Source organism: Roseobacter sp. AzwK-3b (assembly GCF_000170875.1).
GTDB lineage: Bacteria > Pseudomonadota > Alphaproteobacteria > Rhodobacterales > Rhodobacteraceae > Roseovarius > Roseovarius litoreus.
Map to the genome: position 1 here is coordinate 696,003 of NZ_ABCR01000001.1, position 11,931 is coordinate 707,933.

General features: G+C 66.1%; 9 protein-coding genes. 3 read left to right on the plus strand and 6 right to left on the minus strand.

The genetic code is table 11. The annotated features are described in order from the left end of the window. Nucleotides 1–36 precede the first annotated feature (36 nt). Together hutH and hutI are read right to left on the minus strand one after the other, a co-directional pair. Nucleotides 37–1,563 carry a histidine ammonia-lyase gene (hutH, locus tag RAZWK3B_RS03175; RefSeq protein ID WP_007812124.1) on the minus strand — a complete coding sequence of 509 codons (1,527 nt, stop codon included), beginning with the start codon at nucleotides 1,561–1,563 and terminating at the stop codon, nucleotides 37–39. Then, on the minus strand, nucleotides 1,560–2,750 hold the full coding sequence (gene hutI / locus RAZWK3B_RS03180) for an imidazolonepropionase (RefSeq protein WP_007812126.1): 1,191 nt from the start codon (nucleotides 2,748–2,750) through the stop codon (nucleotides 1,560–1,562). The genes hutH and hutI overlap by 4 nt, the downstream gene beginning before the upstream one ends. Nucleotides 2,751–2,830: 80 nt before the next feature. Between hutI and RAZWK3B_RS03185 the strand changes: the two genes are divergently transcribed. Continuing rightward, nucleotides 2,831–4,207: a formimidoylglutamate deiminase gene (locus tag RAZWK3B_RS03185; protein WP_007812127.1), complete on the plus strand. Its 1,377-nt coding sequence runs from the start codon at nucleotides 2,831–2,833 to the stop codon at nucleotides 4,205–4,207. Further along, nucleotides 4,204–4,929 carry a histidine utilization transcriptional repressor HutC gene (gene hutC, locus RAZWK3B_RS03190; RefSeq protein WP_007812129.1) on the plus strand — a complete coding sequence of 242 codons (726 nt, stop codon included), beginning with the start codon at nucleotides 4,204–4,206 and terminating at the stop codon, nucleotides 4,927–4,929. The genes RAZWK3B_RS03185 and hutC overlap by 4 nt, the downstream gene beginning before the upstream one ends. A gap of 4 nt (nucleotides 4,930–4,933) precedes the next feature. On the opposite strand, the gene RAZWK3B_RS03195 is transcribed toward hutC, so the two are convergent. Beyond that, a complete protein-coding gene (locus tag RAZWK3B_RS03195; RefSeq protein WP_037294828.1) occupies nucleotides 4,934–6,379 on the minus strand; it encodes a mannose-1-phosphate guanylyltransferase/mannose-6-phosphate isomerase in 1,446 nt (481 codons plus the stop codon). A gap of 96 nt (nucleotides 6,380–6,475) precedes the next feature. Further along, nucleotides 6,476–7,816: a phosphoglucosamine mutase gene (gene glmM, locus RAZWK3B_RS03200; protein WP_007812132.1), complete on the minus strand. Its 1,341-nt coding sequence runs from the start codon at nucleotides 7,814–7,816 to the stop codon at nucleotides 6,476–6,478. A 221-nt stretch (nucleotides 7,817–8,037) separates the two neighbouring features. On the opposite strand from glmM, the gene RAZWK3B_RS03205 reads away from it, so the two are divergent. Next, on the plus strand, nucleotides 8,038–9,384 hold the full coding sequence (locus tag RAZWK3B_RS03205; protein ID WP_007812134.1) for a UDP-glucose dehydrogenase family protein: 1,347 nt from the start codon (nucleotides 8,038–8,040) through the stop codon (nucleotides 9,382–9,384). Here the strand turns inward: RAZWK3B_RS03205 and RAZWK3B_RS03210 are convergent, their stop codons facing one another. Beyond that, nucleotides 9,385–10,548, minus strand: coding sequence for an amidohydrolase (locus RAZWK3B_RS03210; RefSeq protein ID WP_007812136.1), 1,164 nt, complete (start codon nucleotides 10,546–10,548; stop codon nucleotides 9,385–9,387). It abuts the gene before it with no gap. Nucleotides 10,549–10,552: 4 nt separating this feature from the next. Next, nucleotides 10,553–11,815, minus strand: a complete 1,263-nt coding sequence (locus tag RAZWK3B_RS03215) for a glycerate kinase type-2 family protein (RefSeq protein WP_007812138.1) — start codon at nucleotides 11,813–11,815, stop codon at nucleotides 10,553–10,555. Between the last annotated feature and the right edge of the window lie 116 nt (nucleotides 11,816–11,931).

Here is an 11,931-nt window from a genome sequence, read left to right on the forward strand (position 1 = left end):
CCCCTCTCTTCGCATGCAAGACTGTGCCCGGCCCGCTCATGGCACAAGCTCCAGCCCCGCCGCCGCGATCAGATCGCCGTCCCGGATCAATGCGGCCGCCGAGGCCAGGTCGGGCGCAAGATAGCGGTCCGCCTCCAGCGCCGGCACCGCCTCGCGCAGCCTTGCGATGACGCGCTGCAGCGGCGGGCTGGTGGTCAGCGGCGCGCGAAAGCCGATGCCCTGCGCGCCACAGATCGCCTCTACGCCAAGGATCGTGTCCAGATTGCCGTTCATCCGTGCCAGCCGCCGCGCGGCATGGGCGGCCATGCTCACATGGTCCTCCTGGTTGGCGCTCGTGGGCGTGCTGTCGGTGCTGCAGGGATTGGCCAGATGCTTGTTCTCGCTCATCAGCGCCGCCGTGGTGACCTCGGCGATCATCAGCCCCGAATTCAGCCCCGGCTCCGGCGTCAGGAAGGGCGGCAGGTCACAACTCAGGTTGGGATCTACCATCAGCGCCACCCGGCGCTGCGCGATGGCGCCGATCTCGGCGATGGCCAGCGCGATCTGATCGGCGGCAAAACCCACCGGCTCGGCGTGGAAATTCCCGCCCGAGACGATCCGCTCCTCCGCAACCAGAACCAGCGGGTTGTCGGTCACCGCATTCGCTTCGATCTCCAGCGTCTCGCCCGCCCGGATCACCAGGTCGAGCGCCGCGCCGCTGACCTGCGCCTGACAGCGGATGCAATAGGGGTCCTGCACGCGGGTATCGCTGTCGCGGTGGCTTTCGCGGATCGCGCTGCCCTCCATCAGGTCGCGTTGCGCGCGGGCCACCATGATCTGCCCGCGATGACCGCGCAGGGCGTGGATCTCTGCCACCAGAGGCGCGGTCGATCCCATGATCGCATCGGTCGACAGCGCCGCCGTGACAATGCAGTTCTCCAGGTTGCGCCACGCGCCCCACAGCCCGGTCAGCGCGCAGGCGGTGGAAAACTGCGTGCCGTTGATCAGCGCCAGCCCCTCCTTGGGGCCAAGCACGATGGGCGCGAGCCCCGCCTGCCTCAGCGCCTCGGCCCCGGGCAGGCGGGTGTCATCGATCCACGCCTCGCCTTCGCCGATCATCACCGCCGCCATATGCGCCAGCGGCGCCAGATCGCCCGACGCGCCGACCGATCCCTGATCCGGCACGACCGGCGTCACATCCCTGTCCAGCATCGCCTCGATCATCTCGATCATGCGCCAGTCGACACCCGATGCACCGCGACCAAGCGAAATCAGCTTGAGCACCATCATCAGCCGGGTGGTCGCATGGTCCAGCGCCTCGCCCACGCCGCAGCAATGCGACAGGATCAGGTTGCGCTGCAGCGTCGCGGTCTGATCGGCGGGAATGCGCACTCTGGCAAGCTTCCCGAAACCGGTGTTCACACCGTAAACCGCCGCATCGCCTTCGGCGGCCTTGCGCACCAGCTCTGCCGCCGCCTCGACCTGCCCCCGGCAGCCACGATCCAACCTTGCCGGTAGACCCTTGCGCCAGATCCTGTCGAGCTGCGCCAGCGTCACGGCACCCGGCACCAGCGTTTCGGTCATCCCACACCCCCGAAGATCCGCCGGTGAAGCGGGTTGAACCCGATGCGATAGGGAAGCTCCGCGGGTCGTTCGGCATCCCAGACCGCCAGATCGGCGCGCTTGCCGGGGGCGATCACGCCGCAATCCTCCAGCCCGAGCGCCTGTGCTGCATGGCGCGTCACACCCGCCAGCGCCTCTTCGGCGGTCAGGCCGAACAGGGTGCAGCCCATGTTCATCGCCAGCAGGATCGACGCCATCGGCGACGAGCCGGGGTTGCAATCCGTGGCCAGCGCCATCGGCACGCCATGCTTGCGAAACGCCGCCACGGGCGGCGCTTGTGTTTCGTGCAGCGTGTAGAAGGCACCAGGCAGCAGCACCGCGACGCTGCCAGCCTCGGCCAGTGCCGCTGCATCCTCATCGGTGGCATAGTCCACATGATCCGCCGACAGCGCGCCATGGCGCGCCGCCAGACGCGTGCCCCCTGAATGGCTCAGCTGTTCGGCATGAAGCTTGACCGGCAGGCCAAGCGCGCGCGCCTGCTTGAACAGCCGCTCGATCTGGGCGGTGTCAAAGGCGATGCGCTCGCAGAACCCGTCCACCGCATCCACCAGCCGTTGGGCCGCCGCCTGCTTGAGCGCAGGCAGGCAGATCTCGGTCAGATAGGTGTCTGGCCGGTCCGTCATGTCCTCGGGGATCGCATGCGCCCCCAGAAACGAGGTTCTGATCCGCACCGCGCGCAGATCCGCGATCCGCCGCGCCACGTGCAGCATCTTCAACTCGGTCTCGATATCCAGACCATAGCCCGACTTGACCTCGATCACCGACACGCCCTCGGCGATCAGCGCATCGGCAAAGCGCAGCGCGCCTTTCAGAAGCCCGTCTTCGTCCTCCGCGCGTGTGGCCCGCACGGTCGATACGATGCCGCCGCCCGCCTTCGCGATCTCTTCATAGGTGGCACCGCCAAGGCGCATCTCGAACTCGCCCGCGCGATTGCCGCCATGCACGATATGGGTGTGACAATCGATCGGCGCCGGTGTCACCAGCCGTCCCTCCAGATCATCGCCCGGCCCCGCAAACGCGGCGGGCACCTGATCCATCGGCCCGACCCATTGGATCACGTCCTTTTTCAGTGCGATCGCGGCCCGGTCGATCAGACCATAGGCCGTGCCGCCCTGCATGGTGGCCACAGTCGCATTCGTCAGAAGCATCCCGGGAACCTTGTTGATTTGCGAGTCGTTTCATGGAATTATGTATAGACATAATAATCGGGTCAAGACAGGACGTGACGATGACGATGATCTGGGCAGAGCAGGCCTTGCTGCCTATCGGATGGGCGCGTGACGTGGCGATCCGCATCGATGGCGCGGGGCGCATCGCGGATGTCACTCCGGGCCAGCCGCCTACCGCCGCCGATCAGGGAACCCGCACCGGCATCCTTCTGCCTGCGCCCGCCAATGCGCATTCCCATGCCTTCCAACGCGCCATGGCGGGGCTCACGGAAACGCGCGGCGCCGATCCTCGCGACAGTTTCTGGACATGGCGCAGGCTGATGTATCGCTTCCTTGACCGGCTCGACCCCGATCAGGTGCAGGCCATCGCGGCGCTGGTGCAGATGGAGATGCTCGAAGCGGGCTATGCCACCAATGTCGAGTTTCACTACCTGCATCACGCGCCGGGCGGCGTGCCCTATGAGGATCTGTCCGGAATGGCGCAACGCATCATCGCCGCGGCTCAGGACACCGGGATCGGCCTGACGCTCTTGCCGGTGCACTACCGGTTCGGCGGCTGCGACCGTCGTGCCCTGACTGCTGGTCAGATCCGTTTCGGCAACGATCCCGACCGTTTCGCGCGCCTGCTGGAAGACAGCCGCGCGGCCCTCAGGGTCCTGCCGACCGATGCGCGGCTTGGTGTGGCGCCGCACAGCCTTCGCGCCGTCAGCCCCGGTGATATCGCCCGTGCCTCCGATCTGGCGCAGGGCGGGCCGGTGCATATGCATCTTGCCGAACAGCTGGCCGAGGTCGACGAGGTCAAGGCCACCCTTGGCGCGCGCCCCGTCGAATGGCTGCTCGATCATGCGCCGGTGGATGGGCAATGGTGCCTGATCCACTGCACCCAGATGCAGCCGCATGAAACCGTGGCTCTGGCCGAAACCGGCGCGGTCGCGGGCCTTTGCCCGATCACCGAATCCAGCCTCGGTGACGGGATATTCGACGCCGTGCGCTGGATGGGGGCGGGCGGGCGCATTTCCATCGGCTCGGATTCCAACATCCGCATCGCCCTGTCCGAAGAACTGCGCACGCTGGACTATTCGCAACGCCTGCGGGATCACTCCCGCGCCGCCCTTGCCACGCCCGCGCACAGCACCGGCCGGCGGCTCTTCGATGCGATCTGCGCCGGTGGGGCACAGGCCGCTGGCCGCGATAGCGGACAGATCGCGCCCGGCATGCTGGCCGATCTGACGGCGCTGGACGCCACCCATATCGACCTGCGCGATCAGACCGGCGATACGCTTCTGGATTGCTGGATATTCGCAGGCTCCGACGCGCTGGTGCGCGATGTCTGGGCCGCAGGCCGCCACGTGGTGCAGGATGGCCGCCACCAGGCGCGCGACCGGATCACCGCCGCCTATGTGCAGGCCATGAAACCCTTGCGCGGCGTGCTATGAGCGGACCTCCCCCCAAAGGCTGGCAGGCGATCCAGGACGAGGTTCTGCGCCGCATCCACGCCCGCGACTGGCCCCCCGGCCATGTCATTCCCGGCGAGGTGGATCTGGCCCGGGAATTCGGCTGCGCGCGTGCCACCGTCAATCGCGCGCTACGCGCTCTGGCCGAGGCCGGTCTGCTGGAACGCCGCCGCAAGGCCGGCACCCGTGTCGCCCTGCACCCGGTCAGCCGCGCCACCGTCGAGATCCCCGTCATACGCCGTGAGATCGAGGATCGGGGCCACGCCTATGGCTACAGCCTGCTCGAACGCAGCCTTGCCCCCCCTCCCGCCGGGCCGCGCGCCACGCTTGGGCCGGGCCCGGCCCTGCATCTCATCGCACTGCACAGCGCCGATGGCTTGCCTTACGTGCTCGAGGAACGCTGGATCAGCCTGTCCACCGTGCCCGCCGCCCATGACGCGCCGTTCGACAGGATCAGCGCCAATGAATGGCTGCTCGCGCATGCGCCCTTCACGCATGGCGACATCGCCTTTTCCGCCGAGGCCGCAAGCGACAGTCAGGCGGAGTTGCTGAGCACCGCGCCCGGAACGCCGGTATTCGCCATCACGCGTGTCACTTGGGATCACACGCGGGCAATCACCGTTGTGCGCCTGATATATGCGCCGGGCTACAGCATCCACAGTGTGATTGGCGGCATGTCCGCCGATCCGCGCGCCGCGTCCTGATGCCTCAATCGTCACTCTCGCGGGCATAGACATCTTCGTAGCGGATGATGTCATCCTCGCCGAGGTAACTGCCGGTCTGCACCTCGATCAGGGTCATCGGCACCTTGCCGGGGTTCTCCATCCGGTGCACCGCGCCAAGCGGGACATAGACCGACTCGTTCTCGCTCACCAGCTTGACCGTGTCATCGATCGTCACCTTGGCTGTCCCCGACACCACGATCCAATGTTCGGCCCGATGCACATGGCTTTGCAGGCTCAGCGCCGCACCCGGCTTGACCACGATGCGTTTCACCTGGAACCGGCCCGACAGGGCCAGCGTCTCGAAATAGCCCCAGGGCCGGTGATCGCGGGCAAAGCTGTCCGCCTGCGCCACGCCCTTGGCCCGCAGCGCCTTGACCACAGCACCCACATCCTGCGTGCGCGCCATATCGGCCACCAGCACCGCGTCGGGCATCGCCACCACCAGCGTGTTCTTCAGGCCAAGCCCCACAACCTCGAGCCCCTCGCTTTCCGACCGGATCAGACTGCCTTCGCAATCGATCGCCGTGGCCGGACCCGACAGGGTCACGCCATTCTCATCCGCCCCGGCCTCCTGCTGGACGGCGGCCCAGCTTCCAAGGTCCGACCAGTGATGCGCATAGGGCACCACCGACAGGTTGTCCGCCCGCTCCATCACCGCGAAATCGACCGAAATACTGTCCGCCCCGGCCCAGGCTTCAGGGTCGAGCCGCAAAAAGCCCAGATCGGCGCGGGCCTTGTCCACCGCTGCGCGCACCGGCGCCACAAGGTCCGGCGCATGCGCCTCGAAGGCCGCGATGATATCGCGCGCCGCGAACAGGAAAATCCCTGCGTTCCACAGATAGGTCCCGGCCTCCAGCATCGTTTTTGCTGTCTCAAGGTCGGGCTTTTCCACGAAGCGCCGCAGCGGCATCGCCGCTCCGGTTCCGTCCGGCGCATCGCCCAGATCCAGATAGCCATAGCCGGTCTCGGCATGCGTGGGCGCGATCCCGAAGGTCACCAGACGCCCGGCGCGCGCCGCCTCTGCGCCCTTGGCGATCGCGGCATGGAACGCGCTCGTGTCGGGGATCACGTGATCCGACGGCGCCACCAGCATCAGCGCATCGGGGCTGTCCTTGGCCAGATGCAGCGCCGCGGCCAGAACGGCGGGGGCGGTGTTGCGTGCCTCCGGTTCGATCAGCACCGGGCCGGGATCGATCCCCGCCTCCAGCATCTGCTCGGTCACCATGAAGCGGAAATCGGCATTGGTCAGCACCATGGGCGGCGTGAACTCCAGCCCCTCGCCTTGCCCGCTCAGACGCCGGGCACAGCCCTGCAACAGGCTTTCGTCGCCCATGATCCGCGCAAACTGCTTGGGATAGCTCTTGCGCGACAATGGCCAAAGCCGCGTGCCTGATCCGCCACAAAGAATAACCGGTGTAATCGCGTGCATCTGTCTTTTACCTTGCCGAATGTCCATCTCGCCCCAGTCTTGCCCGGTCTTTTGGGCAAGCCAAGGGCGTATCGCGGGCAATCTGAGGGCCGCTCGTCAGCATTCCTTCTGCACCGCGGCCACCACATCATTCAGAACCTTGTCCAGCATGGCGGGGTCCACCGCCTCGGCCATGACCCGGATCAAGGGCTCCGTCCCCGATTTGCGGATCAGCAGCCGCCCGTCGCGGCCAAGCGCCTTCTCGCCCATGGCGATGGCCTCTTTCACGGCCTCGGCCTCCAAAGGTGTCTTGCCGGATTCATAGCGCAGATTGATAAGCTTTTGCGGCACCGGATCGAAGACATGCGCCAGCGTGCTGGCCTTCTGGCCGGTCTCGACCATGCAGGCCAGGAATTGCAGCGCTCCGATCAGCCCGTCTCCGGTGGTGGCGTAATCCGTCATCACGATATGGCCCGACTGCTCGCCGCCAAGCGAATGACCGCCCGCGCGCATCGCCTCCACGACATAGCGATCGCCAACCGCCGTCCGCTTCATGCCGATGCCCCGGTCGTTCAGATATCGCTCCAACCCAAGGTTTGACATCACCGTAGCCACCAGCGCATCGCCCGCCAACCGGCCTTCCTGATGCCAACGCCCCGCGATCAGACCCATGATCTGATCCCCGTCGGCGATTTGGCCCTTCTCGTCGATCAGCACCACGCGATCCGCGTCGCCATCAAGGCAGATGCCGATATCGGCGCGGGTCTCGATCACTTTCTTGGCGGCGGCCTCGGGATGGGTCGAGCCGCAGTTGCGGTTGATATTGGACCCGTCCGGCTCCACGCCCATCGAGATCACCTCGGCGCCAAGCTCCCACAGAACGGCGGGCGCGGTCTTGTAGGCGGCGCCATTGGCGCAATCCACCACGATCCGCAGCCCGTCCAGACGGCGCCGGGACGGAAAGGTGGTCTTGGCATATTCCACATACCGGCCCATGGCATCGTCAAAGCGCTTGGCTCGCCCGATATTTTCCGGGGCGGCGGCCTGTACGCCTTCCATCATCAGCGCCTCGATCCCGGCCTCCGCCTCGTCGCTCAGCTTGAAGCCATCCGGTCCGAAGAACTTGATCCCGTTATCCGACGCCGGGTTGTGACTGGCCGAGATCATCACCCCCACATCGGCGCGCAAACCGTGCGTCAGGTATCCGATCGCCGGTGTCGGCATCGGCCCCAGCAGGAACACGTTCATCCCCGTCGAGGTAAAGCCCGCCGTCAGCGCGTTCTCGATCATGTAGCCCGACAGCCGCGTGTCCTTGCCGATGACCACCCGGTGCTCCTGCGTGTCGCGCCGGAAATAACGCCCTGCCGCAGCCCCCAGCTTCAGCGCGATTTCTGCCGTCATCGGCCAGCTGTTGGCCCGTCCGCGCACACCGTCGGTGCCGAATAGTTTCTGGGACATGCTTTGCGTCCTTCGTCTCTGTCCTGCCACTCGCAACTTCGGGTTTCTCAATAGCTGTGCCATGCGCCCCTGTCCAATGGCCATGGTTCCGGTCGGCCATCCGTTGCCGTGCTCTGGTTTTCTCGCCACGGTTGCCGATCCGCCCGGTGATCTGTGATTGACGCGTTTGCCACCGGGCGGCATTAAGGATGTGTGTGCAGGGGTCTGAAAGGTAATCAACCATGAAAATCGCGATGATCGGAACCGGCTATGTGGGCCTTGTCTCCGGTGTGTGCTTCTCGGATTTCGGGCATGATGTCGTCTGTGTCGACAAGGACCCCCGCAAGATCGAAATGCTCGAACGCGGCGAGGTGCCGATCTTCGAGCCGGGTCTCGATGCGCTGCTGGAAAAGAATGTCGAAGCGGGCCGTCTGTCCTTTACCGGCGATCTGGCGCAGGCCATCGACGGGGCCGAAGCCGTGTTCATCGCCGTCGGCACGCCCACCCGGCGCGGCGACGGTCACGCCGATCTCACCTATGTCATGGCCGCAGCCGAGGAAATCGCCCGCGCCGCCAGCCAATATGTCGTCGTCGTCACCAAGTCGACCGTTCCCGTCGGCACCAACCGGCAGGTCAAGCAGGTGATGAAAAAGGCCAATCCCGCTCTCGATTTCGACGTGGCCTCCAACCCCGAATTCCTGCGCGAAGGTGCGGCGATCGAGGATTTCATGAAGCCCGACCGCGTCGTCGTCGGCGTTCAGACGGAACGCGCCGCCGATGTCATGGCCGAGATCTACCGTCCGCTTTACCTGCGCGAATTCCCGATCCTGACCACTGATCTCGAATCCGCCGAGATGATAAAATACGCCGCCAATGCCTTTCTCGCGACCAAGATCACCTTCATCAACGAAATCGCGGCACTCTGCGAACGCACCGGCGCCGATGTGAAGCAGGTCGCTCAGGGCATGGGCCTTGACGGTCGTATCGGCAACAAGTTCCTGCATGCCGGTCCCGGCTATGGCGGTAGCTGTTTTCCCAAGGATACCCGCGCTCTGGCCCGCACCGGTCAGGAACATGGCGTGCCGCTGCAGATCACCGAGGCGGTGATCGCCGTGAACGAGGATGTCAAACGCCGCATGATCGACAAGCTGCTGGACATGTGCGACGGCACGTTCAACGGCAAGACAATCGGCATCCTCGGCGTCACCTTCAAGCCCAACACCGACGACATGCGCGAGGCGCCCGCCCTGACCATCGTGCCCTCCCTTGTCGGCAGCGGTGCCAAGGTCCGTGTCTGCGATCCGCAAGGCCGGCGCGAGGGCGAGCATCTTCTACCCGGCGTGCAATGGCATGACGACGCCTATAAATGCGCCAACAACGCCGATCTTCTTGTGATCCTGACCGAATGGAACGAGTTCCGCGCCCTCGATCTCAAGCGCATCGCGCGCAAGATGGCAACACCGCGCCTTGCCGATCTGCGCAACATCTACTCGGTCAAGGACGCCAAGCGCGCCGGCTTCGAGGCGTATGAAAGCATTGGTCGCTCGGGCTTCATCGCTGCCGCGGGCGAAGATCGCAAAACCGCCTGATCACCGGCTGTCTTGGGCGAGGCGCCGCTCCACAAGCCTTGCCCAGAAGACCGCTCCCGGCGCCAATGCGGCATCGTTGAACTCGTAATCGCTGGAATGCAGCGGGCGGGCGTGCCTGCTTTCGGTGCCATTGCCCATCAGCACGAAACAGCCCGGCACGCGCGACGCCATATGGGCGAAATCCTCGGAAAACAGCTTGGGAGCGCAGGCCCCGTCGATTGAAATCCCCAGATCATCCGCCGTCGCCACCGCCTCGGCCACCGGGCCGGGCGCATTGATCGTCGGTGGAAAGATCGTCTCGTAGCTGACCGTCGCGCTGATCCCATGCGCGGCGCAAATGCCCTCCACAAGCTGTCGCATGGCGGCCTCGATCCCAGCGTTGGTCTCGGGCGTCAGGGCGCGCGCGTCACCGCTCAGCGTGGCATGCCCCGGCAGCACGTTGCGCCGCCCGTCGGTGCTGAATTCCGTGACCGACACGACACCGTTCTGTGCAGGGTCCAGCTTGCGCGACACGATCGTTTGCAGCGCGCCGACGATCTGCGCCCCCACGGTGATCGCATCGACGCCCATATGCGGAAGCGCCGCGTGACCACCGCGCGCCGAAACCTCGATCTCGAACAGCGCTTCGCTGGCGGTGATCGGCCCGGCGCGGGTGGCGAACTGGCTGACTGGCAGGCCGGGGATGTTGTGCGCGCCATAAATCTCGTCGATGCCGAACCGCTCGAACAGCCCATCTGCGATCATCGCTGCGGCCCCTTCGCCATGCTCTTCATTGGGCTGAAAGACGAACACCGCGCGCCCGCTGAAATCGCCGCCTTCCGCCAGCAGACTCGCTGCTCCAAGCGCCATGGTCATATGCCCGTCATGACCGCAGGCATGCATCTGCCCCGCGATCTCCGAGGCATGAACCAGCCCGGTGTCTTCGGTGATCGGCAGCGCGTCCATATCGGCCCGGATGCCGATGCTGCGCGTGCCATTGCCCCTCTGCAAGACACCCACGACGCCGCATCCCCCGATGCCGCGATGCACCTCGAGCCCGAAGCTCTCCAGCAAACCGGCCACGCGCTCACTGGTCCATGGCAGATCGAAGCCCAGTTCCGGATGCCGGTGAAACTCGTGACGCCACGCGCGCATCGTTGGGTCAAGGTGGGCGATCCGCTCCATGCGACTACCCCTTCGGCGCGATCAGGATCGCGCGGAAATCGTTGACATTGGTCAGCGTCGGCCCGGTCACCACCTGATCGCCGATCGCTGCGAAAAAGGAATGCGCATCGTTGCGGGCCAGCGCCTCGGCGGCGTCCACCCCTGCCGCGCGCGCCTTGGTCAACGTGTCCGGCCCAAGGGCGGCACCCGCCACCTCGGCGGCGCCGTCCACCCCGTCGGTATCGCAGGCCATCGCATGAATGCCCTCGGCCCCGTCCAGTGCAATCGCCATGGCCAGCGCATATTCCGCATTCGGCCCGCCCACGCCATCGCCCTTGCGCGTGACCGTCAACTCTCCCCCTGACAACAGCAGCACCGGCGCATCCCCCGGCCCAAGGGCGCCCTGAATTTCCAGGGCCAGCGCCGCGTGATCGCGCGCCAACTCGCGCGCCTCCCCCTCCAGCGCATCGCCCAGAACCCGCACAGTCAGCCCCTCGGCCCGTCCGATCTCGGCTGCGGCCTCCAAGGATTGCGACGGGGCGGCATAGATCACGTTCTCCACCCCGGACAGTCTCGGGTCGCCGGGCGGCACGACGCCGCTTGGCCCCTCCAGCACATCGCGCACCGATTGCGGCACCTCGATCCCGTGCCGCTCCAGAATGGCGCGCGCATCGGCGGGGGTGCTGGCATCCCCCACCGTCGGGCCTGAGCCGATCATCGCCGGATCATCGCCCGGCACGTCCGAAATCAACAGCGCCAGCATTCGCGCGGGATGCGCGGCGGCGGCCAGTTGCCCGCCTTTCACCCGGCTCAGATGCTTGCGCAAAACGTTCATCTGACCGATCGGCGCCCCCGAAGACAAAAGCGCCGAGTTGACCGCCTGTTTTTCCTCCAGCGTGATCGCCCCCGCAGGCTGCACCAAAAGCGCCGACGCCCCGCCCGAGATCAGCGCCAGCACCATGTCCCCCTCGCCAAGCCCCCGCATCAGTTCCAGCATCCGCGCGGTGGCCTGCAGCCCGGCGGTATCCGGCACCGGATGCGCCGCTTCCACGATCTCGATCCCCTTGCAGGGCCGGGCATAGCCATAGCGCGTGATGACAAGCCCCTCGCAGGGGCCGTAAGCCGCCTCGACGGCCTCGGCCATCCGCGCGCTCGCCTTGCCCGCGCCGATCACCACCAGCCGCCCCTCCGGACGCTCGGGCAGGGCCTGTGCTAGGCTTTGCATGGGGTCGGCCACCTCGACCGCCCGGTTGAACAGGCGGCGCAGGAAGGGGATCGGATCGGACATCGGGATACGGGCCTTTCGCATGTGACACGCGGCACCCTAAAGCGTTTCGCGAAAAACCTGAATCACAGAATTGCGCGAAATGCAGGGTGCTCTTCAATCGGTACGCGCGGTGCCGC